Source organism: Nocardiopsis alba (genome assembly GCF_000710955.1).
Classification (GTDB): domain Bacteria; phylum Actinomycetota; class Actinomycetes; order Streptosporangiales; family Streptosporangiaceae; genus Nocardiopsis; species Nocardiopsis alba.
In genome coordinates, this window is the sequence record NZ_BAZE01000009.1 from 195,451 (window position 1) to 218,996 (window position 23,546).

General features: G+C 70.8%; 19 protein-coding genes. 5 read left to right on the top strand and 14 right to left on the bottom strand.

Annotated features, from left to right (window positions below; translation table 11 throughout):
• Nucleotides 1-29: 29 nt before the first annotated feature.
• From TR33_RS17565 to TR33_RS17590, 6 genes are all read right to left on the bottom strand, one after another.
• Nucleotides 30-1,355, bottom strand: coding sequence for a TadA family conjugal transfer-associated ATPase (locus tag TR33_RS17565; protein WP_014908718.1), 1,326 nt, complete (start codon nucleotides 1,353-1,355; stop codon nucleotides 30-32).
• 45 nt (nucleotides 1,356-1,400) lie between these two features.
• Complete coding sequence (locus TR33_RS17570; protein WP_014911440.1) at nucleotides 1,401-1,805, bottom strand: TadE/TadG family type IV pilus assembly protein; 405 nt, start codon at nucleotides 1,803-1,805, stop codon at nucleotides 1,401-1,403.
• Nucleotides 1,802-2,182, bottom strand: coding sequence for a TadE/TadG family type IV pilus assembly protein (locus TR33_RS17575; protein ID WP_014909885.1), 381 nt, complete (start codon nucleotides 2,180-2,182; stop codon nucleotides 1,802-1,804). Before TR33_RS17575 ends, TR33_RS17570 begins: the two co-directional genes overlap by 4 nt.
• A gap of 76 nt (nucleotides 2,183-2,258) precedes the next feature.
• Entirely contained in the window at nucleotides 2,259-3,647 is a 1,389-nt protein-coding gene (locus TR33_RS17580; protein ID WP_014909626.1) for a CpaE/TadZ family protein, read from the bottom strand.
• 6 nt (nucleotides 3,648-3,653) lie between these two features.
• Nucleotides 3,654-4,430 (bottom strand): Flp pilus assembly protein CpaB, encoded by a 777-nt coding sequence (gene cpaB, locus TR33_RS17585; RefSeq protein ID WP_014911075.1) that lies wholly within the window; start codon nucleotides 4,428-4,430, stop codon nucleotides 3,654-3,656.
• 78 nt (nucleotides 4,431-4,508) lie between these two features.
• Nucleotides 4,509-5,582, bottom strand: coding sequence for a hypothetical protein (locus tag TR33_RS17590; RefSeq protein WP_014909080.1), 1,074 nt, complete (start codon nucleotides 5,580-5,582; stop codon nucleotides 4,509-4,511).
• Between the two features lie 620 nt (nucleotides 5,583-6,202).
• Between TR33_RS17590 and TR33_RS17595 the strand changes: the two genes are divergently transcribed.
• Both TR33_RS17595 and TR33_RS17600 read left to right on the top strand, forming a co-directional pair.
• Nucleotides 6,203-6,652, top strand: a complete 450-nt coding sequence (locus TR33_RS17595; protein ID WP_014909906.1) for a YkvA family protein — start codon at nucleotides 6,203-6,205, stop codon at nucleotides 6,650-6,652.
• 112 nt (nucleotides 6,653-6,764) lie between these two features.
• Nucleotides 6,765-7,364, top strand: coding sequence for a hypothetical protein (locus tag TR33_RS17600; protein WP_042284207.1), 600 nt, complete (start codon nucleotides 6,765-6,767; stop codon nucleotides 7,362-7,364).
• 301 nt (nucleotides 7,365-7,665) lie between these two features.
• Here TR33_RS17600 and TR33_RS26940 read toward each other — a convergent pair whose 3' ends face one another.
• The 6 genes from TR33_RS26940 to TR33_RS26945 form a co-directional block, all read right to left on the bottom strand.
• Entirely contained in the window at nucleotides 7,666-7,821 is a 156-nt protein-coding gene (locus tag TR33_RS26940; protein WP_014913095.1) for a hypothetical protein, read from the bottom strand.
• Entirely contained in the window at nucleotides 7,818-9,314 is a 1,497-nt protein-coding gene (locus TR33_RS17605; RefSeq protein ID WP_042284209.1) for a TRAFAC clade GTPase domain-containing protein, read from the bottom strand. Before TR33_RS17605 ends, TR33_RS26940 begins: the two co-directional genes overlap by 4 nt.
• Nucleotides 9,311-11,917, bottom strand: a complete 2,607-nt coding sequence (locus TR33_RS17610; protein ID WP_042284210.1) for a GTPase-associated protein 1-related protein — start codon at nucleotides 11,915-11,917, stop codon at nucleotides 9,311-9,313. The genes TR33_RS17605 and TR33_RS17610 overlap by 4 nt, the downstream gene beginning before the upstream one ends.
• A 77-nt stretch (nucleotides 11,918-11,994) precedes the next feature.
• Nucleotides 11,995-13,215, bottom strand: a complete 1,221-nt coding sequence (locus tag TR33_RS17615) for a TRAFAC clade GTPase domain-containing protein (RefSeq protein ID WP_014911853.1) — start codon at nucleotides 13,213-13,215, stop codon at nucleotides 11,995-11,997.
• A complete protein-coding gene (locus TR33_RS17620) occupies nucleotides 13,212-15,635 on the bottom strand; it encodes a hypothetical protein (RefSeq protein ID WP_042284213.1) in 2,424 nt (807 codons plus the stop codon). Before TR33_RS17620 ends, TR33_RS17615 begins: the two co-directional genes overlap by 4 nt.
• Before the next feature lie 130 nt (nucleotides 15,636-15,765).
• Nucleotides 15,766-15,924, bottom strand: coding sequence for a hypothetical protein (locus TR33_RS26945; protein WP_014912470.1), 159 nt, complete (start codon nucleotides 15,922-15,924; stop codon nucleotides 15,766-15,768).
• Nucleotides 15,925-16,568: 644 nt separating this feature from the next.
• Between TR33_RS26945 and TR33_RS26660 the strand changes: the two genes are divergently transcribed.
• The gene (locus tag TR33_RS26660; RefSeq protein WP_152472930.1) at nucleotides 16,569-17,246 is read left to right on the top strand and encodes a hypothetical protein; all 678 of its coding nucleotides are present in this window, start codon (nucleotides 16,569-16,571) and stop codon (nucleotides 17,244-17,246) included.
• 87 nt (nucleotides 17,247-17,333) lie between these two features.
• On the opposite strand, the gene TR33_RS17630 is transcribed toward TR33_RS26660, so the two are convergent.
• Complete coding sequence (locus TR33_RS17630) at nucleotides 17,334-19,442, bottom strand: acyltransferase family protein (protein ID WP_267880662.1); 2,109 nt, start codon at nucleotides 19,440-19,442, stop codon at nucleotides 17,334-17,336.
• Nucleotides 19,443-19,701: 259 nt separating this feature from the next.
• Here TR33_RS17630 and TR33_RS17635 point away from each other — a divergent pair, with 259 nt between their 5' ends.
• Nucleotides 19,702-20,772, top strand: a complete 1,071-nt coding sequence (locus TR33_RS17635) for a hypothetical protein (protein ID WP_014909328.1) — start codon at nucleotides 19,702-19,704, stop codon at nucleotides 20,770-20,772.
• Nucleotides 20,773-20,786: 14 nt separating this feature from the next.
• Here TR33_RS17635 and TR33_RS17640 read toward each other — a convergent pair whose 3' ends face one another.
• Nucleotides 20,787-21,995: an ROK family transcriptional regulator gene (locus tag TR33_RS17640; protein ID WP_014912512.1), complete on the bottom strand. Its 1,209-nt coding sequence runs from the start codon at nucleotides 21,993-21,995 to the stop codon at nucleotides 20,787-20,789.
• A gap of 183 nt (nucleotides 21,996-22,178) precedes the next feature.
• Between TR33_RS17640 and TR33_RS17645 the strand changes: the two genes are divergently transcribed.
• Complete coding sequence (locus TR33_RS17645; RefSeq protein WP_017535633.1) at nucleotides 22,179-23,543, top strand: extracellular solute-binding protein; 1,365 nt, start codon at nucleotides 22,179-22,181, stop codon at nucleotides 23,541-23,543.
• Nucleotides 23,544-23,546: the final 3 nt, after the last annotated feature.

Here is a 23,546-nt window from a genome sequence, read left to right on the forward strand (position 1 = left end):
CGAGTACGTGGCGGATACGGTTCGCGAGCTCATCGTCGGCCTCCGGGAGGAAGGTCGGGGGCCACGCCGAACACCGCCGGGACGCTCTCTCCGACGTGGAGGATCCGGGCGGCCACATGGCGGGGCAGGGGGTGGTGACGGAACTCCCCGGTCACGGCACGGTCGCCCCTCTGCGGCATCGATACGAACTCCAAGAGACGGTCCAACCGGAACTCCTCGCTCCGGCGGGAGGAGACCACGGACACCTCGGAGATCCGGCGCGAACCGTCCGGCCAGCGGCCCAGGTGCACGACCGCGTCCACCGCGTTGTTGATCTGATCGCGCAACGCGGCGTAGGGGACCCGACCGTCGCCGAGGGTGGCCAGGGTCTGGATCCGATGGACGGCGTCCTCCGCGGAGTTGGAGTGCACCGTCACCAGGGAACCGTCGTGGCCGGTGTTCATGGCCTGGAGCATGTCGATGGTCTCGGGGCCGCGGACCTCGCCCACGATGATGCGGTCCGGTCGCATCCTCAGCGCGTTGCGCACCAGGTCGCGGATGGCGATCTCGCCCCGGCCCTCGATGTTGGCCGGTCGTGACTCCAGCCGGACCACGTGGTCCTGCATCAGCTGAAGCTCGGCGGAGTCCTCGATGGTGACGATCCGCTCGGTGGCCGGAACGAACGCCGAGAGGGCGTTCAAGAAGGTGGTCTTACCGGTGCCGGTACCGCCGGAGACCACGATGTTGAACCGGGCCCGGACCATCGCCGACAGCAGCACGCCGGTGGCCTGGTCCAGGCTCCCCATCCGCACCAGCTCCTCGATGGGGTAGGGCTTGGGGAAGCGACGGATGGTCAGGACCGGTCCCGAGAGCGACAGAGGCGGGATGATGACGTTGACACGTTCGCCGGTGGGGAGCCGGGCGTCGACCATCGGGGAGGACTCGTCCACCCGCCTGTTCACCAGGGAGACGATCCGGTCGATGGTCTGGTAGAGCTGTTCCTCGCCGTTGAAGGTCGCGTCGATCCGCTCCATACGGCCGGCCCGCTCCACGAACACGTTGTCGGGCCCGTTCACCATGATCTCGGTGATGCTCTCGTCGGCCAGCAACGGTTCCAGCACGCCCAGGCCGAGCGCCTCGTCCACGACGCGACGGATGAGGATCGATCGCTCCCGGTCCGACAGGACCGGCCCCTCCCGGGTCAGGATGTGCCCGACGACCTTCTCCAACCGCACCCGTCGCTGCGCCAGGGTCAGGCGGGTCAGATCCTCCAGGTTGATCTCGGCGAGGAGGCGTCGGCGCCAGTGCGTCACACTGCTCCGATCGGCCCGCTCCTCACCGGAACGGTCCTCCTCCAGACGGTCCTTCAGCCCCATGTTCCTCGTCTCCTCCCTCGGTGGACTCCGTGCGGGACCGGCACCTCACACATCGGGCATGTCCACCCGCCGGGTCAACGTCAGATCGATGTCCACCGAGAAGACGATGGGCAGCGGGTGCGAGACCTCGACGTAGTAGCCGTTCTCGTCGTTGGCGCCGCTCGTGACGTTCGCGTCGGCCAACCAGTCGGGGAGCGCCTCGCGGGCGGCGGCCTCGGCCCCGTCGAGTTGCCGGGTCCCGGCCACCCGGGCCCCGGCTCTGGCGGCCGACTCCAACCGTTCGATCGCCACGAAGGCGAGGAAGGCCTCGAAGGCCACCACCACGGTGAGCAGCAGCAGGGGCAGAACCGCCGCGAACTCCAGGATCGGACCGCCCCGGTCCGCGTCCCGGCGAGGACGGGAGCCCGTCAAGAGGCCGCGGAGGGGGCCGGGCCCGCGACGTTCGGTCACGGGTCCACCTCCTCGTCCGGGAGGCCATGACCGCCGCGTGGAGCGACCTCGGTGACGACCTTGGCCTCGCCGGAGATGTCCCAGGGGCCTTCGGTCCCGGGCAGGAACACCGGGACGGCGACGGTCACCCGCGCGTAGCGTCCCCCGTCGCGCTCGACGATCTCGGTGGTCAGCACCTCCGGGGAGTCCCAGGGCGAGAGCACCCTCTTACGGGCCTCCTCGTCGATGCGTTCCATGTCGTCGGGGGTGACGGCGGCCTGCCGTGCCGCCTCCGACGCCCCGTGCGAGGCGTACATCGAGGTGAGGCCGATCAACAGCACCTGCCAGATCAGGGCCAGGGCCATCAACAGGAAGGGGACCACCGCGGCGAACTCCACGATGACCGAGCCTCGGTCGTCACGGGGACGCCCGACGCCTCGGCCGGCCCCGGGGCCGATCGCGGGCCCCCACCGGTCAGCCACCGAGCCCCCGCCCCGACGGCCCCGTACTCCAGCCGCCGTGCCCGCCCGGGCCCGAGCCGGGAGAAGAGGCACCGGTCCCCGAGGAGGGTGATCCGAGGAATCCGGACACGTCCTTGGTCGAGGGGGAGGATCCCGAACGGCCGGAGAGGGCCGCCACCATCGGGGACATGCCTCCGGAGGGGGTGGTGCCGCCGCTCCGGCCGCCGGTCCCCGGGGCGGAGGGCGCGCTGAACAGGTCGAGCTCGGCGGCGAGCCGGGCGAAGGCCTTGCGCAGACCCTCGTCGGTCACCTTCGTCGGGTCGCCGTTGTTCTCACCCGGCTCCAACGCACGGTAGGCGGCCGGGACCGGGGTGCGCAGCACCTTGGTCCCCAACAGTTGGCGGAGGAAGTCCGGCTGGATCTCGTTCTTGCGGCTGTGCCGGGTGACCAGCGAGTGGACGTTGTCGTGGGCTCGGATCTGGAGCCTCTCCCACATCGCCATCAGCCGTTGGGCCCCGCGCAGCGCTGGGACGTCGGGGGTCACCGTCACCACGGCGCTGTCGGCCAACTCCACCGCCATCGCGGTGGCCTCGTTCATGTTGGAGCCGCAGTCCACGATCACCAGTTCGTAGCGGGACCGTAGAGCGCTCAGGATTCGGCGGGCCGCGCGGGCGTTGACGTCCTCACCGCGCTCGCCGTGCTCGGGGGCGAGCAGCACGTGGGGGCCTCGTGGGTCCACGTAGAGGGTCTCCGCGAGCATCCCCGGACTGATGTCGTCCGAGGCGTCCACCAGGTCGGTGATGGAACGGCGGTGTTGCAGGTTGAGGAAGGCGGGCAGATCGCCGGATTGCAGGTCGAGGTCGACCAGGCACACCACCCGGTCACGGCGGGCGGCCGCCATCGCCAGGTGGACGGCGCAGGTGGTGGTGCCCACGCCGCCCTTGGCCCCACTGACCGTGACGATCCGACCCCGTACCCCGGAGGCGGGCAGCTCGTGGGCGGCCGACTCCAGGTGCCGACGGAGCGTACGCGACCATTCGGCGGCCTTGGCGATCCGGGACTCCAGCTCGCTCATCCCGGAGTCGGCGGAGAGCACGCCCCGGGCTCCCGCCTCCATCGCGACGGTGAAGGTCTCCGGATCCAACGACGGCGACATCAGCAGGATCGCCAACTGGGGGTGGCGGTGCGACAGGTCGCGAATGGTGTCCAGGACCGACGCCGGGCCCAGGTCCTGATGGATGAGGACCACGTCCAGCTCGGGGAACTCCCCGGCCGCGTCGATCAGCGCCGTGCCCGAGTTCCGTATCGCCACGAGATCGGTGGAGGGCAGCTCCTCGAAGCGCGCGGCGAGCACCATCTCGGTCTCGGACGTGGGCATCCCCGCCAGAACGCGGAAGTTCACCGGTCTCTACCCCCCATGCGGCGCACGCCGCTCGTCGGTCTGTTCGTCGGAGTCCTGGTCGGCCATCCGCTCGATGAGGTCGTCGAAGTCGCCGCTACAGAACTGCTGGTCGCCGACCTGGCCGTTGCCCTGGGCGCTGACCAGAGCCAGCCGGAGCTTGGTGGAGAACTCCTCGGCGTAGGCCAAACGGAGCGCGGCGTCCGGGTCGAGCCGGAAGGTGACGGGGACGACCCCGGCCACCCCGCCGGCGTCGGTCTCCTGGCTGCGCAGCTCCCCGATGTCGAGGACCTCCACCTCGGTGATCACCCGGGTGGCGCAGGCCTCTCCGTGGTCCCGGGCCTGGAAGGTGCCGTAGATGTCCACGGTCGAGCCCGGCCTGACCTTGCCGGCCACTCCGGTCTCGGCGTTGACCATGATGGCGATCTCGCGCTCGCCGGTGGTCAGGGTGGGCTGCGGTTCCACCATGCCCCGCTGGAGGTAGACGCCGCTCTCCAACCGGGAGGAGGCGACCAGTTCCTGGTCCTCGGGCGTCTCGACCTCGTCCAGGTCGGTGATGAACACCTCCGGGTCGAAGTACATGGAGGGGACCTCCACCTGCTCGACCGAGTCACGACCGATCGGCTGATAGGCGCCCACGTCCTCGGTCAACCGCAGGACCGTGGCGGAACCACCGAACCGCTCCTGCTGGTCGTCGAGGTAGGTGAAGACGGACACGAAGACGGCGACGGCGCCGACGGCGGCCAGTGCCATGAGCAGGACTCCGCGTCGTTGACGGGGGTTCATAGGGGGTGGTTTCCGTTTCGGTGTCGTCGAGGGCCCTCGGCCGGGAGGCGCGACGGGGTCGGGGCAGGAGGAGGGCCGCTATCGGGAGTAGGTCCGTGATTCGGGCCCGGTGACGCGGCTCGGCGCTCCCTCCACGGGGGAGCCCGGGGCCGGCGGCGGGCGGTGCGGCGATGGTTCCCCGTTCGGCGGTGGGGCCGGTGACGGGGAGCCGGTCGGGAAGGGGGAGGGGCGCGTGGACATGGTCCGCGGCTCCTCCGGCGGGGGGACCGGGGTCGCGGTGGTGGTGAGACGGACCGGACGGCCGGTGGAACCGGCCGCGCAGAACGGGCAGGGGCGGGTGGCCATGGGTTCGCCGCACCAGGCGCAGGCGGAGGCTCGGATGGAACCGGCCGCGTACGCCAGCGCCTGGGGGTGGGCGCTCAGGGCCACGAACTCCACGTACTTGCCGGTGCCCCAGTAGGTGGCCCCCAGGGGCTGGGCGGGGAGTCTGCGAGTGGACACCGGCCGGATGACGCGGGGGAGGTTCTCGTCGAACGCCCTGGTGGGCGTCTGCACCGGCGCCGAGCACAAAAGCTGTACGGGTTGTACCGGGCGGAACGGCAACCGGGCGTCGAGTTCGTCCGGGCGCAGCCGGCCCACCTGGGCGGTGGGGGCGCACAGGGCCAGGAAGGAGACGGAAGGGGCATAGGAGCCCACGTGTTGGCGCATGCTGGTGGGCAACGTGGACAGACCCGAGACGGTACGCAGCCAGGCCCCCGCGAGCAGGTGTTTGGGCAGTTCGTCGCAGAGCGCGGCGATCATCCCGGGTGGAAGGTAGGGGGCCAGGTAGGCGAGCTGATCGGCCACCAGGGACAGGGCCAACGGCGACAGGTCGACGGCGATCCCGGCGATCTGGTCGGTGCGCAGTGCCCCTCGGGCGAAGTTGACCGCGCGTCGGGCGTCCTCCGCGCGCCAGGCCGGGTAGAGCGCGACGACCTTGCGGCCCGATCGCACCTCGTCCACGGCGAAGGAGACGAAGGCGGAACTGCGCTCGCCGACGTCGTCGCCTCGGAGCGGGAAACGCCGTGCCCCGGCCTCGCCCACGTGGCCCGTACTGGGGATATCCGCCAGCAGGGTCACGGTCGTCGCCGACCGGTCTTGGGCATTGGACACTGGGAGAGCTCCATCGGGTCTACGCACGTGCGCGGTTTCTGAAACGGAGCGGTGTCCCACATCTCAGGTACCACTCGGACGCATCGTAACGAATGGGAGGCTCACAGTGGGAGGGTCGGTATTCGTCACCTCGGGCCGAGAGAGGTGATCGATGGTGCCGTTCCGTCGCCGTCGCCCCGAGACGGGCCGTGCCGTTTTCGGGAGTTCGACGCGGTCCGAAAGGGCTGATGCTCCACACGTGCATGTCGGGCCTCTCCAAGGGGGAGTGGACTCCGGTGGCCGTTTCCGACCACCCTTGGCCAGGGGTTCTCTCCGGTGATCCCTTCTGCGCGGTGTATCGGCTCGGGCCCGCGCCGATACGGACGGGGAAAGGTGACGCCGCATCAACAAGCATGCCTTTTCCGGATCCACGCCACCAGTACCATCGTCGCCATTGTGGACGGAAGCCGGAACCACGTCCGTGACCTGGGAGAGAACGCGGTCGAAAACCCGAAGGTCACGATCGGGCCCCGGTGTCGTGTGCGTCTCGTTCGGGGTTGACCGGCGGATCCGGGGGAACGATGAGAGCAGGTTTCGCGTCATATCTCGAGAAGCCGTACGCCCCCTGAGGAGAACGAACGATGCGCAAGACAAACCGTGCCGCGGCCGGGGCGGCCGCGTGGCAGGTCATCCAGAACACCGACGGCAGGGTCTCCGTCTGGCAGCGCGTCCGCGCGCTGCCGCGCATGGTCGGGGCCAAGCTGAGCGGTCGCTACCCCGAGCTGAACAGCGGCAAGCTCCTCACCATGGTGGTGCTCGTCGGCTACGTGATCTCCCCGATCGACTTCATCCCCGAGCTGCTCTTCTCCGTGCTGGGCCTGGTCGACGACATCGCCGTCGCGGTGTGGCTGACCACGATGGCCTTGGGTGAGAGCGAGCGCTTCGTCCTGTGGGAGCGTGAGCAGCGGGCCCAGGAGGCCTTCCAGAACGAGAATCCGTCGGGGGCCGCTCGGGGCGAGACCCGGAGCGAGGAGCGCGTGGGCACCGAGACCGCCTCGACGGCGGCGGGTCGCCACGGCCGGGGGCACTGAGCCATCGCCGGAGCCCGGCACCGCGGGCACTCGTGGCGGCCGGCCGGAGAGGCGTCGTCCCGGCTCTCGCCGACGGGTGCCGCGCGCGTGGGCGTGCCCGGATAATGGGGGCATGTCCCCAGAAGAGCGAGGCCGACCCGCCGATCGTGAGGAGACGACCGGGCTCGGCGATCCGGCCCTGCGTCGTGAGGAGATGATCGCGCTCGCCGAGATCGTCCGTGACGAGTGCGAAGGCGACCTGGAGATCGGGCTCACCGAGGGAGGCGTCGAGGTGGGGCGACGGGTGGAGGCCCTCGCCGAACACCGTCGGGTCTCGGGTGAGAGCCGGATCGGGGCGCTGTTCATCTCCGGTCGACGCGGCCGTACCCGGATCACCGTGGTCCTGGCGGGGGAATGCTTCGTGCGAGTGGCCGCCCCCGACGAGGGGTCCCGTCGCGCCGTCGCGGCGATGGTGGAGGTGGTACGCGGCCACCAGCGTCGGTTCACCGATCGGGCCTGGACCGGGATCCTCCTCGGTGCCCTCGGGGTGGTGGCCGCCGTCGGCTACGCGGGGGTCCTGGCGCGTACGGGGCTGTTGGGCACCGGTCACGGATTGGGCGTGGTGGCCCTCCTGGTGGTCGCTCTGGGTTTCGTCCTGTGGGGGCAGTCCACCTCCGACGAGGGTCCCGGCGTCCGTCTCGTGAACCGTCCCCGTGGCCTCTTCCGCACCTAGGTCGCGCTTTTGTGGATCATTCCGCGCTCGCGTGGCCGGGCTTCCTCTCGCGGCGCCGACATCACTCGGACAGCCAAACCCGGGCTGACCTTCGCTCGTCGTCTGGCGAGAGATCGCCCGGCGGCCGCTCGCCGAGGATCGGCTCCGCCGATGCCGAACGAAAGCATCCAAAAAACACTCCCTAGTCCTTTCGGGTCATATCCCTTCGAGTCATGCCGAAGTCCCTGATATCACCCGTAATGCCCATGAAGAGTTCTCGGATGGGCCCCGGCCATCCGAACGGGCCATGTCGTGCGCGGTCTCAGGGCACGAGGGTCTCCCAGACCGAGCGGACCAGCAGGATCGTCCGGTCGGTGAGAAGGAACAGGGCCATCAGGGTCGGCACGGCGACGATCAGGTACAACAGGAACGCCGTGGAACGTCGGACGGTCCGGTAACGGTGTCTCGGATCGATCATGAGGGGCCTCCCGTCCCGGCCGACAGGGGCACACGTTCCTCTCCGGCGTCGGAGAGGGGATCGCACGGTTCGCGGAGCGCCGCCCCGAGCGCCCCGGCGTCCCGGGCCAGTACCCATCGGGACAGCGTCGTCAGACTCGGATCGGGAGCGCCGCTCGGCCCGGTGACGGCGCTGGTCACGAAGACCTCCACGGACCCGAAGTCGACGTGCGCCGCCCTGAGGAGGTTGGCCGCCCCCACGACCTCGTCCAGCCACCGTTCGGGCGGTATCCCGCGCGGATCGACGGAGGTGCCCGCGAGCAGGTCGCCCCGGGTCACGACCACCGCCAGTCGCCCCCGCCCCGGGGCCGCACCCAGTGTTCGGTACTGCCGTTGTACCTGGTCCCGTACCTGGAGATAGGCCCGTTCGGGGTCACGGGCCCCGGAGCGGTCTCCGGCCAGCCTGCGCTGTTCCTCGGCGTCGAGGGCCTCCCACACCGCCGGTACCGCGAGCGGGTCCAGCACCAGGAGGAACGTCGTCGCCCGGCCCAGGTAGGACAGCTCCTCCGTTCGCTCGTGGGTGTTGAACCACTCTCCTGCGGTGTCGTACATCTGGACCAGAAGGGTCCGGCGTCCCGCCGCCACCCGCAGGGTCGCCCCGTGGGCCCGCCGACCGGGCGGCGTGGGGGCCACCCGATGGCGGGGTGAGAGCACGGTGCGGCTCTCCCGAAGCCGACGCTCGGTCTCCTCTCCCATGAGCTCCACCGAGAGGGTCTCGGGATGGAGTTCGGCCCTGTGCTCCAGACTCAGGTACAGACCGTGGGCCAGCCGTGTCTTGCCCGCGCCCGCCGCCCCGAACAACGGCAGAACGAACTCGCGCGCCTCACCCGGCCTGTGCTCCAAGGCGTGATCGCAGTGGGGACAGCGGGTGTCCAGGTCGGCGCTGCCCAACAACAGCAGCGTCGGCAGGGCCCGATCGCAGACACAGTGGCGCCGGAACACGCCCCACATCCCCGGTCGCACGTCCCGATGCGTCCGCCCACAGCCGTCACAGACATAGGACGGATAGGACATGGCCTCGAAGCAGTTCGGGCAGACCATACGGATCCGTCGCGCCGCCAACAACGCCGCGTCCACCAGCCGCGACACCACGACCCCCGCCCAGGCCAGGGCCAGATGGGCCGCCGCGACCACCGCCTGGGCCGCCAGGAACGGGTACAGGAAGACGACGAACAGACCGGTGTCGAGCCGGACCCTCCGATAGACCTCGGCCAGGTCCCACCACACCGGGCCACCGTGATACCCGAGCCAGGCGAAGTCCTCGGGGCCGGGAGACCCCACTCCGGCATGATCGCCCAGGTACAGCACCTCGTGGATCCGCCGCAGGTGGATGCGTACCAACAGGAGCAGCCCGACCACCAGGGCCAGGGCCGCCAACACGATCACCGCGCACACCAGGAACGCGAACACGGTCCGCACGGTCGACAGGAACGGCTCCCAAGGGTCGTCGGTCACGCTCTGCGCGCCCCCTTCCGGAACCGGCCGAACAGGCCCCCCTGACCGTGCCGGTCGCGGAACCCGCGCGCCCACGACTCGAAGACCTGCCCCTCGGGCAGGCGGTCGAAGGCCTTGCGAACCGACGCGGCCTCCCGTCGCGACCACGTGAGAGTCGAGGGTCCCATCACCTCGTCGAGCAACGTCCTACCTCGTTCGGCCGAACGTTCTCCCCCCTCGCCGCCACGGGGACGGCCGGCCCGGGCGCCCTTGACGCCGGGCTCTCCGGACGTACCGGGTTCGGCGCCCAACCTGAGCGCCGTCAGGAACACCCGAACGGCCAGGTCCGCCTCCAGAGGGGGAACGGAGCGGCCGTGGGCGCGCTCGATGGGGCCCAGACGCTCCTCGACCTCCTCACAATAGGAGTCGAACACCTTCGAAGGACAGTCGGCCATCACCCGGGCGCACAGACGGTGGTCCCAGTCCAGGACACGGTCGCAGACCCGCCGCAGCGCCACCGTCTCCACCACCGGCCGGCAGCCCCGAAGCAGAGCCGCCAGAGACACCAACAGTCGAGCGCCCTCCTCGCCGTGCGCCCGACGCAGCGCGGCCACCTTCGCGCCGACCGGAGCCCACTCCTCGACCAACCCCCTACAGGACTCGGGCAGACGCAGCATCAGCCGGCCCACCAGGGTCAGGGCGTGGTGCCACTCCTCCTCGAGCCCTCGGGGAGGGACCCGGGCCAGGATCCGGGCACACCAGTCACCGACGTCGGGAGCGATCCGTGTCCGACCGTCGACCAGTGACAGCGCCGCCGTCACCGTCTCCGGCCCCGGGGCGGGCCCCCAGACACGGAGCAGCAGTTCACGATCCAGGTCATGGTCGGCCAGCCGAGGCGGGGCCCAGGGTCTGGCCTCCCTGCGCGAGTCCATCACCGCGCGCAACAGACCCGGCGGGTCGTCCTCACGAAGTTCCAGCATGCGCAGTTCTCGCAGGAGCGCCGTCGCGGGCTCCCGGTCCTTCGCCATCAAGGCGCCGGTCGGTCCCGCCGCCAGCCTGGCCAGGTTCCTGCGGGGCAGGACCGCCAGCCCGTGGGCGACCCCACGTCGTATCGGAGAGTGTGCGGCGAGCAATTCCGTCAGATACCGGTCGGGTTCGGCCTCGGGGGGCGAGGCCGAGATCCTGTGGGCGACCGGGCCGGCCCCGTAGCGTTCCAGGGCCGACCGGGGGAGCGGGACCCCGCCCGAACCGGCCCAACGGAGCAGCTCGACGGCGCGATCCGGTGTCGGAACGATCCCCAGCCCGCCCTCCAGGAGGGCGCCGATCCGTGCCCCGGCCTCCTCCTTGGCCCACGCCGAGCGCATCGGCACCATGGCGGGTGCGGAGGCCCCGGCCGCGATCCCGTCCAGGGCGCGGCGCAGGATCAGGCCCTCCAGGCGCTCGGTCGCCTCCGGATCTCCGGCCCGGTGCGCCACCTCCCTGAGCCGTGCCAGGTCATCGTCGTGCGGAGTGTCGGGGTCGGCGTCGAGCAGCCTGTGGAGCAGATGGCGACTCTGTCCCGGGGCCAACCAGGCGACGGCGTCGGGAAGCCAGGCCCTGACCGCCCGCAGATCGGGGTCGGCGGCGGGAAAGGAGCCGTCGGCCAGGAAGGCGGCGGCGGACAGGGGACGCCATTCGGAGAGCGGGCCCTCCCGACCCGAGGAGTAGGGCAGGGAGGCGGCCCACAACGCGGGGGTGCCCTCCACGCCCGCGTGGACCAGCAGGGAGACGAGGGCGAGGGTCTCCGGGCAGGCCTCGGGTATCGGCCCCTCTTCGAACGTGTCGAGTGCCTCGTGGAGGGGTGCCGACTCCGCCCCCGTGAAGGATCGGTGCGCCGAGGAGGCCGTGTGGACGGGCGGAGGGGCGATGGGCACGGGCCGGTCCGGGTCGAAGACGACGAAACGGCCTCGGAGACCGCGGGTGTCCGTGCCGGGAGGGACGCCCATCACGTGCACGAGGGTCTCCTCGGGGTTCCCGCTGTAGGTCGCGAACGACATCCGCCGGGCCAGTGGGGGCGGAAGCAGGTGGGACAGGGCCGCCACCCAGTGAGCGGTGGCCTCGTCGTCGGCGATCAGCAGAACGGGGGCGCCGCCCTCGATCGCGGCGTCCACCGACACCAAAAGCCCACGGATCGTCTCCTCGGCCCGGTCGCGGAGCCAGGCCGAGGTCCGTCGCCGGTCGAGCGGTCCCGGAGGGAGCGTGATCCCGGGCAGGCGGGGGTCGGTCACCGGTCGGTCGGTCCAGAAGGAGGCCCCCCACAGTTCGGCCGGCAGCGTCTCGGATCCCTCGTCCAGGACGAGACTGTGCGCGAAGTAGTTGCCCGGTCGCCCCGAGGGGTCGTCACCGCTGGAGACCACCCGGCTCAGGACCGGAGCGCCGCCCAGGTCGGGCGAGTAGCACAGGTTGATCGGATGTCGATGGACCTCATCCGGTGGCAGGGCCCGGGGAGGCTCGTAGACGGTGAAGCGTTCCACCTCGCGCAGCACCCGTGTGTCCACACCGGGGGTGGCGGCGTTGAACTGGTAGCCGGTGCAGCCGGACAGCCCCCGTTCGCACGAGGTGTAGTAGAGCTGGGGTGAACTCATCGCCTGACGTGCCCTTTCGTGGTGCCTGCGGTGTCGTGCGGACCTGTCCGGGAGGTGGGTGCACGGCCCGACGCCGTTCAACGCGACCGGCGGGGCGCACCGCCGACCGGGACGTCCCCGAACCGCGAGAGCAGCCACAGGAACGGATCGGCCACCCGGTAGGGGCGGACGCCGCCCCGTACACGGTTGTCCTCGCCGGGGTCGTCGCCCAGAGCCGAGACCCCGAAGTAACGGGCGTCGCGATAGTGGTTGGTCACGTGGTTGTCGACCCCCGACCCGTCCCAGCGGTGGAGGAGCTGTTGGACCTGGGCGTGCACGTCCTGACTGTCGGACTCGTCGAAGAACGGCCCGTCCGGTTGGGGGCGGTGCAGGGGCGATCCCTCGTCCAACCCATGACGCAGCGTGTCGATCTTGGTCAGGCACACCGCGATGGGGACCGGGATCAGCCGGTTCGGGGTCCCTTGACGGCGCATCAACACCTCGGTGACCCGTTCCAGCGCGTGGATGGGGCGGTGCCGGGGGTCCTCGGGAGAGGGCGACCTGCTTCCGGGCGCGGCCGACCTACGGGCCCCCTCCATCCGAAGCGGATCCAACAGCACGATCACGCCGTCCGCGTTCTCCAGGTAGCGCAGGCCGGTCTCCACGCTCCGTGTGTCGTTGAGGTCCTCTCCGGCGGTGTCGAAGAACGACAGGAGGGTGTGACGAGGGCGCGTCCGCACCAGGCCGCGTCGTCGACCGGTGAACCTGAAGACCAGTGGCTCACGGGTCGTCCCGGTCCTTCGCGTGGCCCGTAGTAGTCGGCCCTCCTCGTACAGCGGCGACTCGTAGTCGGAGGCGAAGCGGTGGCGGGTGTGGTCGTCGGCGCCCCCCACCGACGCCGCGAAACGCTCTCCCACCCTGTTCTTCAACTCGTGGACGAGCACCGTCATGAACACGGTCTTGCCCGACTCGCGCGCTCCGACCAGGGCGATCATGCGACCGCGCATCCGCCCGAAGTTCACCGGCAGCCGGGAGTGGCAGACCGCGCACACCTGGCGATCGGTGGCCGCGGAGCATTCGGGGCACTTCGCCCTGGGGCGTCGACCGTCGGCCGCGAACACCGGTGGCAGCCGCTCCCGCCGCCCCAGATGATCTCGCAGAGCGCCGTCCTCAACGGACGGACAGATCGCCCCGGTGGGGCCGGGACGTCCGGTACAGCGGAAGAGGATCCGGCGTTCGGTGAAGTCGGAGTAGCAGTAGGGGCACACCAGACGCGGCCCTTCCAACGGGGACAGCGGGTAGGGGACCTGGAGGTTCAAAGGCGCAGCTCCTTCACCGGGGGCTGACGAAGACGGACGTCCTCGCCCCCTTCCACCGGAAAACACATCAACCAGCCGGGCTCGGCCTCCCGAGGCGGTCGGACCCGGACGGACACCCGTTCACCGGGCTCCAGGAGGCGGGCCGGTAGAACCGAGAGCACCCGCCCCCGCTCCCCGGTGTGCGGCTGGATCCGGCCGGGGGTGTAGACCACGGCGATCTCCGGCATACGACAGGAGACCTCCGAGCTCAGCCGCACGACCCGCTCCCGACGCAGCAGCCCCGCCGGTTCCACCCTGTAGTCGATGACCACCCGTCCGGGGACACGTACGGTCACCGGGACGCTCAAGGCCTCGTCGTCACCGGTGGAGACCACGGTGCGGACCGTCACCAGCAGGGGGCCCGCCCCCATCCGGGCCTCGAACCCACCCTCGGCGTCGTACCGTCGCCGTGAGCGGCGTTCCGTGCCCAACACCTCCCGATCCTCTTCGGCCGACATCGGGAGCTCGTCCTCCCGGGGGGTGTCGGGTCGCCAGGAGACCAGGGCGGTGGCGGTGTGCTCCGGCCAGGTCCACCCCAGCCGGACCGCCGTGTCGAAGCGTTCGGCGCGCAGGTCGGTGACGGGAGGGGCGGCGGTCACCCGGACGTGTTCTCCCATCACGGTGCTCTCCCCGGCCATCGTCACGGCCAGCACGTGGGTGATCCCCGCCGGCAGGGAGAGCGGAAGTCGTGCGCGTCCGTCGGCGTCGACAACGGGCGTGCCCGGGACGGGGACCCAAGGGAGGGCCTCCGGTCCCGTGTCCACCTCGGCGCCGAAGGGGACGGAGGGCTCGCGTCGGTCGGTGAAGAGCCGGACCCGGCCGCGCTCCGGAGGCGTCCAAGAGGCGGTGAAGCCGCGCGGGTCGGGGGACACCCGCAGATCGCGCACCGGAACGGCCCTGGGGCCCGGGACGACCCTGATCACCCGCCCCTGGGAGGTGCGCGTTCTGCCCCGAGAGGTCAGGTAGACCGCGCGCACCCGGTAGAAGTACTCCACGTCCGGACGTACGGACGCGTCGTGGAAGCGGGAACCGTCGTGCTCCACCACGATCGTGCCCGGAGAGGAGCCGTGCGGCGGCGTCCCCTCACCGCGCAGCACCTCGATCCGGATCGCCTCCGGAGGGGGTCGCCAGGACATCGTCACCCCGGTCTCGTCCGACACCGTCCTCGGTTCGGCGACGTCCGGGGTGATCATCACCGGCGTACTCGTCGCCTCCGGGGACACCCCCAGACCACCGCGTACGGCCACCACCGCGTAGTGGGCGTCACCGCCCACGCAGAGATGGTCGTCCACCGCCTCGGTACCGGTGACCTCGCCCAGAGGGGTCTCCCTCGCGCTTCCCCCGCTCCCGGTCCGGCGGGTCACCCGATAGCTGACCGTCCCGGCCGTGCTGGTGCTCGGGCGCCAGGTCACCACCACTCGGCGGCCGTCGACACGGGCCGTCACCTCTTGGACGGGCTCGGGCGGGATCGCTCCCAGCCGGAGCGGGAGTCGCTCGTCGTCCACGGCCAGTTCCACCGCCACGGCCAGGTCACGGGCGGCGTCCTCCGCCCGCCCTTCGCGCAGGGCCAGGTCGGCGTCGCGGACCAATGATGCGACCCGCTCGGCGAGATCGGACACCTCGCTCCGGAGCGGGTGCTCTCGGGGGAGCTCGGCCGTGGCCGCCTCGGCCTGGCGCAGACAGCGATCGGCGAGCAGCGCGCGCACCTCCCGCTCGGCCGCCCCGGTCCGTCCCGCGCCCCGTTCGCCGCGGCGCAGGGCGGCGGCGATCCGTGAGGCCTCGTCCGGGTCCAACCCCGCCGCCGTCCACGGCTCGGCCAGGGCACGTTCCGACACCACCGGGGGCGGCGAGGACATGTGGGAGACGATCTCCCACAGCACGATCCGATCGCGTGCCTCGCGGGACCCGGCCGAACGGAGCAGAGCGATCACCCGCTCGGCGGCGGCCTTGCCCTCGGTCATCGGTTCCCGTTGGAGACGGCGTCCGGCCGCGTCGAGCGCCTCGTCGTCGAGGGTGACGTACCCGCCCTCTTCCGGGAGGCCGCCATCCCGCAGCCGGAGACCATCGAGCACGGTGAACCCCCGGGACAGCCGCTCCTCGCCGAACACCACCACCGGTGAGAAGAGGGCGCCGCGTGTACGAAGGTGGTCGCCGAGCGCCCGGTGGTCCCGTAACGGAGGCAGGATCGGGAGTTCGGGCAGCCGGTCCACCACACGCGCCCCTCGGGCGGGCAGGTCGGTCCGGGCCTCCTCCTTCGGCCGTTCACGGAGGTCGTCGTCGATGCCGTGGCGGACGAACGGGTCCGCGGGCGTCTCGTCGTGTCGAGCGGGGGTCGGCACCCGCCGTTCGTGCTCGCTCCGGGCACCCCGGTTCCAGGCCATCGTCGCTCCCGTCGGTCGACGGTCCGGACCGTCTGTCGCCCGGACCTCCCTGTCCTCGCGTTCGCCCGCCCGCGGGTACGGGGCCGGCGAGAGCCGGTCCCGGTCCGTGCGGGTCGGACGTGGGGAACCCTCATCCGCCGGCGCGGATCATGCCCGGGGTCTGGCGGGCCTCCTCCACCTGCTCGGGGCTCATCCCTCCGATCCTGATGCCGAAGTCGGCCTCGTGGCCGCTCTCGGGTTCTCGGGCTCGGATTCGGAGCAGGCCGGCCTCCGTCAGGTGGAAGCGCATTCGGAAGGGGTGGTCCGCCGGGGCCGGGAGGGGGTCGTCGGTGTGGACGAGATGGCCGACGTGCCGACGGGAGTGGGACGGGTCCCGTTCGAAGAGCGGGAGTAGGTGGTGCCGAGGTCGATTCCGTGGGTGGTCATTGGGGCCTTCCTCGTGGGCCTTGCCTGGGCGCTCCGGCGGAGGCCGGGAACGGCGGATGGAAACGGCCACGCCGGAAGGAGGTTTCACGAGCATACTGCGGATAACGTACGGCGACCGTGTGAAACGCCTTTTCACAGGGGTTTCCACGAGGATGGCCGGTACGTCTTGTGATGGTGTGTCGTGATTTATTCTTCCTTGTTCTTTCCACTCTGGCCGAATGTGGTCATGGGGTGGCGAACTCGCCTGGAGATCCCTTCCTCCCTCGATGGCTTATTCGTGTGGGTTCGATGACCCGAGGGTGTGTCACCATGGTGCTCCGGAGCGCCGGAACGGTGGCGCCCCGGAACATCCCCCCGTCCGGTGCGTTCGCGATGGCGTCGGTGCGCACTGTGAGAGGAAGAAGACTGTTGTCCACGTCATGGCCGAAAAGGTTGATCAGCCCGAGCGGGCTCGCCTTCGCCGTCCTCTGTTTCCTTTTCCCCTTCTTCTCCCTTTCCTGTAGTGGTATGGCCGGCGATCTCCGGATCACGTACAGCGGAATGTCACTGACCTTCGGCGGAACCCCCTCGCTCGACGGCAGTCTCGCCTCCCAGTTGGGGAGTGGCGACCTCGAAGATCTGCGCGTGGACGCGAACCCGCTGCTCCTGGTCTCGCTGGTGTCCCTGCTGGTCGGGGTCGGGTTGAGCGTCGGACTCCCGAACCCCCTGGCCAGAAGCATCGGAGCCCTGGCCTCGGGAGGTCTCGCCCTGGTGACCGCGGGGGTGAACCAGATCGTCATGGCCTCCTCCGCCGAGGAGGAGATCGCATCCGCCTCGGGCGGGCAGGTCGCGTACGCCGACATCCAGACATCCTCGGGGGTCGGGATCGTACTGTTGTCGTTCGTCCTGATCGCGGTGATGGTCTGGGCGGTGGTCGACCTCGTGCTCACACGGCGCGGCCCGGTCCCCGGCGGCGGTGCCCAGGGCGGCCCGCCCCAGGGGCCCTTCCCTCCTCCCCCCGGGCCGCCGGGCCGGGGCGGGTCGCCCTCCTTCGGTCCTCCGCCTCCGGGAACGGGCGGTCCTCGACCCCCGCAAGGACCTCCGGGGCAGCCTGGAGCTCCGTGGGGGCCCGCCGGACCTCCTCAGGGGCCCCGAGGCGGACCGCACGGCCCCCAGGGCCCCCAGGGTCCCGCCGGGCCGCGCTGAGCGGCGTCCGCGACCCCGAACCGTCCGAACGTGAAAGGGGCGGGTCGCCGATCACGGCGGCCCGCCCCTTCGTCCGTCCTCCCCGGGTCAGGGGAGAGGGCCTCCGGGCGTTCCGGCCAGGGCCTCGTCCATCCGTTCGCCGAGATCGTCGGCGAGCAGGCGCGAGTACGTCCTGGTGATGTGGTGGGAGTCCCGGTAGACCACCACGTTCCCGACGACGGCGGGGCAGGCGTCCTCCACGCAGAACCGGTCGGTGAGGTCGACGAGTTCGGCCCCGTCCACCCGTTCCGCGGCCTCCTTCTGCGGGTCCTCCGGTTCCAGGGCCTCCTCGAGGGAACGGTCGCAGGTCGAGAGGTCCTCGGTGTTCGCGGCGAGGCACTCCAACACGTTCGACTCCGTCCGAGGGGTGTCGCGCACCGCGATGACGGGGATCCCCTCCCGGGTCACCTCGCTCCACAGCTCCGCCATCCCCTCCGACATCGCCTGGCGGGACTCCTCCGCTCCCGCGTCCCCGAGCCCGTACGGCGAGCCCTTCGCCGAGGAGCTCGTGAACACCAGATCGGCGTCCATCTCGACCACCTCGTCGACCACCGCCCGATTCCAGTCCATGCACTCCTCGTAGGCGCCGCCCTCCTTACCGACCATCACCCCGGTGAAGGCGCACGCGGACTTGCTGAAGACGACCAGACGCCAATCGCGCTGTTCGGCCAGCTCCTCCAAGGCGGGGAACCAGTGCGCGCTGTGGGAGTCCCCGGTGATCACGACCGTCGCCTCGGGGTCGTCGGAACCGTACGAGCACCAATCGGAGGGGTCGTCCTCGTCGAACCCGGCCTGACAGCCGTCGTCGTAGGTACGGGGCATGTCGTCCTCGGCGTCGATGGGGGACGGGTAGATCATCGCTCCGGAGGAGACCTCCGAGGAACCGATCGCACCCGGTCCCAGGTGCACGGCAGGGTCGAATTCGACCGTGCGGATCCGTTCGGTGCGGAACCACGCCACCGCCGCCACCAGCGCCACCGTCAGCATTCCGGTCACCGCCACGAGCAGGGCCGCGCGTCCGGTCCGGATCAGCCCTCGCCGGGCCACCGGGTCCTCCACGCACACCTTGGTCGCCCACGCGGACAGGATCGAGAGCGTGGCGGCCACGATCATGCCGAGCGGTCCGAGGGAGTCCCGCTCCAGCAGGACCAGGGCGAAGATGATGATCGGCCAGTGCCACAGGTAGAGGGCGTAGGAGACGTCGCCGAGGAAGCGGGCGGGCCCGGTGCTCAGCAACCTCGAGGCGGCGGGGCCGGAAGGGCGCTCCGCGGCGATCACGGCCGCGGAGCCCAGCACCGGTAGCAGCGCGGTGTAACCGGGGAAGGGGGTCCCGGAGTCGTAGAGCAGGGCGGAGGCCACGATCGCGGCCAGCCCGATCCAGCCCAGGGGGAGGCGCACCGCGTTCGGGAGCGAGCCCCGGGCCATCAGGACCGCGAGCAGTCCCCCCGTCGCCAACTCCCAGGCACGGGTGAACGGCATGAAGTACGCGGACGGGGCATCGGAGGCGGTCGCCAGGATCGAGTGCACGAGGGAGACCACGAACACCGAGGCCAGGACCGTCACCAGGGTCCCGGTGCCGGCCCGCCACCGGCGCGCGGCCAGCCCCCAGAGCAGGAACAACAGGGGCCACACCAGGTAGAACTGTTCCTCCACCGACAGCGACCAGAAGTGCTGGACCGGGCTCGGCGGCGTCTCCGCGGCCAGGTAGTCCAGGGCCTGGTCCGCCAGGTACAGGTTCTCCACGTAGAAGGCCGAGGCGGCCAGTTGCCAGGCCGTGTCGCCCAGGCGGGTCACCGGCAGCACCACCAGCGACACGGCACCGGTGACCAGGAGGACCACCGTCGCCGCGGGCAGCAGACGGCGCACCCTCCGTACGTAGAACCCCGAGAGCGACACCCTCCCGTTCCGCTCGACCTCGCGCAGCAACAGCGAGGTGATGAGGAATCCGGAGATCACGAAGAACACGTCGACGCCCACGTAGCCGCCGGGTATCAGCCCCGGTGACAGGTGGTAGACGAGCACGAGCATCACGGCGAGGGCCCGCAGGCCCTGGACCTCGGGACGGAATCGGGTCGAAGCGCGCGCGGAGGCCCCACCGACCGATGGCCGGCCGCCCGGAGGGACGGAGGGCTGCGCTGGAAGAGCGGGTGGTCGCATTCGGCCATGGTGACCCTCTCTCGAGGACCGGAGAAGACGACACGACAAGGCTTCAGCCACTGTTTCCCGACTCGTTGACCCTGTGTGGAGCGGTCCTGACACCCCCGTCATCGAAGCGTTCGTTCCTTTCCCGACAGGAGGAAAAAGCGGGCGAGCGGGTACGGAGTCGACGTCGGTGGCGCGGGCACGCCGGTTCTCGGGCAGACTGGCTAGTGGACCTTCCCCCGCCCGCAGCCCCTGCCCCGCTCGAGGAGACCCCGTGGCCACCTTCGCCCGCACGCGCCTCCTTGTACTCATCGTGGTACTGATCGTCCCCGCGGTGCTGTTCCCGCTGGTCGGGGTGTGGACCTTCGTGTGGCTGCCGGTGGCCCTGATGCTCCTCGGTGTCTCCCTGGCGCGGCCCGAGACGTTGGAGCGGATCGCCGGGCGTGTGGCGGACCTGTCGAGAGGACGAGGAGGCCGCGCCTCCGGAACGTCGGAGGAGGCGGTCGTGGACACCGACGTGGAGAAGGCGTCCCGGGACCGTTCGGATCAGGGGGACGAGCCCGAACCGGTCCCCGCGCCGCGTGGAGAGAGCGGGACCCGAGGCGTGCGTCTGCGCCGTACCGAGCTGCCCAGCGCCCTGCCCGACTACGATTTCGTCTTCTCCGCGCGGGTGCACTGGCGCTGGGCCCGCCGGGTCGACCTGAGATTGCGCGCCCCGGCCGGGCCGGCCTCGTACTCGATCCTGCTGCGCGCTCGCGAGGTGCTCGGCAGGACGGGGCCCGAGGACCGTGGCCTGGTCGAGGCCGAGCTCGCCGCGTTGTTCGCCGCGGAGTCCCCGATCGCCGAGGGCGTCGTCGAGGTGTGGGCCGACGAGATCCGGGTCGAACTGGCCGACGAGGACGAGGAGCGACTGCGCCGCGTCGTCGATCTGCGCAAGGATCGCGCCCTCTGGGAGGCCGAACACGAGGCGGAACGGGTCCGTCGGACCCTGGCGGCCGATGGCCCCTCGCCCTCGGCGCCGCCGAGGACACCCCGCTATGAGCCCGAGCCCTCCGAGGAGTTGTCCGGGCAGATCATCGAGCACCTGCCCGATCACGCACCGGCCGGGCCGGGGAGCGGGATCGACGACGAGGGATACGAGAGTTACTGGTGGCCCGCCGAGGACGAGGAGGACGAGCACGCCATGCAGCAGGACGTGCAGGTCGCCATCCTCCGGGGGCTGATCGACTCGGTCGAGGACGAGGGCGAGCGCGCCGCGTTCGTCCGGGAGCAGGTGCGCCTGCTGGAGCAGAGCGGTTTCCCGAACGTCGCCGAGCGCATCCTGGCGGTCTACCCCGAACGCTGACCCCGTCGAGGGGGTCAGACCCCGCCGACGCTGGGGGAGTAGGCCGCGTGCAGGACCAGGGTGGCCGCGCCGATGGCGCCGACGTCCTCGCCGATGAGCGAGGGCTCCACCCGGAGGCGGCGCGCCGAACGGGCGATGGTGCGCTCCGCGACGGCCCGAGCCAGTTTTCGCGCGTAGAGGTCGCCGACCTGGGACATCCCCCAGCCGCCCAGGACCACCATCGGTACGTCCATCAGGTTGAGCAGGGTGACGGCGGCCTCTCCCAGCCGTTCTCCGGCGGTTTCGATCACCCGTGAGGCGACCGGGTCCCCGGTGCGGGCCTCACGGCAGACCTTCCGGTAGGCGGCGACCGTGCGGGCCTGTCCGCGCTCGAAGTCGGCCGCGTCGTCCCCGCGTAGACGCGCGGCCTCGGAGGCGACCGCGTGGGGGGACACGTAGGTCTCCAGGCAGCCCCGATCGCCACAGGGGCACCACGGGCCCCGAGGGTCGACGGTCACGTGACCGATCTCGGCGGCGTTGGAGGTGCCGCCCCGATAGACCCGACCGTCCAGCACCAGACCGCCGCCCACACCGGTCCCCACGTACACGAACGCCATGTCCTCGGAGCGCTCGCCCCCGCCGGCCCACCGTTCGCCGATGGTCGCCGCCGTGGCGTCGTTGTCGATCACCACCGGTAGTCCGGTGCGCTCGGCCAGCGCCTCGCGCAGCGGTACCGATCTCCAGCCCGGCAGGTGGGGCGGGGTGACGACCCCGTCGCCTCGGTCTATCGGTCCCGGGACGGCCACCCCCAGCCCCAGGATCCGGTCGGGTGCGGGGGCCCGTGCCACGAGGGCGTGGACCGAGCGGGACAGTGCGGCGATGACCCGTTCCGGGCCTTGGGAGGAGGGGGTGCGTCGTCGGGCCCGGACCACCACGCGTCCGGCCAGGTCGGTGACGACCAGAGTGGTGGACGCGGGGTCGATGTGCATGCCCACCGCGTAGTAGGCGCCGGGGTCGAGGCGCAGCAGGGTGGCGGGTTTGCCCCCGCGCGAGGTGGCGCGACCGTCCTCCAGGATCAGGCCGTCCTCCAGGAGACGGCGGACGATGTTGGACACGGTCTGAGCCGTCAGTCCGGTCTGCGCGGCCAGGTCGACCCGGCTGATCCCCTCGGCCCGGCGCACCGCGTCGAGCACCCTGCTCTGGTTGAGGTCTCCCAGCCACAGCAGGTTCGTGCTGGTGCGCATACGTCGCCTTCTCTCCGCCTCACCGGCGGGCGGGGTACGGGGCCCGCCCCGATCACGAGGGTAACCGCCTGTATATCCGACTTGCCCCATTGCCTTTATCCAAGGTTTTGAGTAAGCATGTGATACGGCTCACTGCTTGGGGTCGTCCGGCGTTCCACACCACCGCTGTGCGAGGGGTAGACGATGAGGGGAACTCGACGGAACACGATCCGGGCGGCGGCGACCGCCTCACTCCTGACCCTGATCGCCGCGGGCTGCTCCTCCCCGGCCGAACGGGACGAGAACACGGTCCGTATCGCCTACCAGAGGTACGGCACCTTCATCGCGATGGACTCGTTGATGAACCGCGTCAAGGAGGAGTTCGAGGCCGACCACCCCGACGTCACCATCGAACTCGTCCCCATCGAGGCCCCCGCCGAGGACTACCAGACCCAGGTGAACCTCATGAACGGCTCCCCCGGCGAGGCGCCCGACCTCATCTACGAGGACACCTTCACCATCAACCAGGACGCCGACGCCGGGTACCTGGCGCCCTTGGACGAATACTTCGACTCCTGGGAGGACTCCGAGTACTTCGGCGAACAGGAGGCGGAGGCGGTCACCTCTCTGGACGGGACCCGCTACGGGGTCATGCTCGGAACCGACGTACGAGGCCTGTGGTACCGCTCCGACCTGCTCGAACAGGCCGGAGTCCCGCTTCCCTGGGAGCCCTCCACCTGGGACGAGGTACTCGACACCGCACGGGCGGTCCGCGCCGAGCACGGAGCGGACGTGGTGCCGCTCAACGTCTACGCGGGCACTCCGGCGGGGGAGGTCGCCTCCCTCCAGGGCTTCCAGATGCTGCTCGGTGGTACCGAGGACACGCTCTTCGACGAGGACTCGGGACGGTGGGTCGCCGCCGGGCCCGGGTTCACCGACGCGCTCGAATTCGTGTGGACCCTCTTCGAGGAGGAACTGACCCACGCCCCACAGGACGCGCTGGACGCCAACATCGGCACCGTCAACAACGAGGAACGCTTCCCCGCAGGGGATATGGCGATCAGTCTGGAGGGCTCCTGGGCCACCCAATCGTGGATCGAGGAGGCCAACCGGCCCTGGCCCGAGTGGGAGGAGTACATGGAGTTCGCCCCCATGCCCACCCGAGACGGTCGAGGCGAGGGGGTGACGAGCATGTCCGGAGGCTGGGCCCTGTCCATGGGGGCCCATGCCACCGACCCCGACCTGGCCTGGGAGGTCATGACCTACGCGCTCGGAAGGGAGAACGCCGTCGGGTTCGCGGTCGAGGGCGGACAGATCCCCGTCCGCTCCGACGTCGCCGAGGACCCCGGCTTCCTGGAGGGGGCGCCTATGGCCGAACGGTTCGCCGCGCTGGTGGACGTCACCGGTTTCCGTCCCGCCTACAGCGAGTACCCGAGGGTCTCCCTGGCGATCCAGGAGGCGACGGAGAGCGTGATGCTGGGCGAGACCACCCCGGAGGAGGCCGCGCTGACCTACACGAGGGAGCTGGAGTCCATCGTGGGTCCCGAGAACGTGACGGACGGATCCTGACCG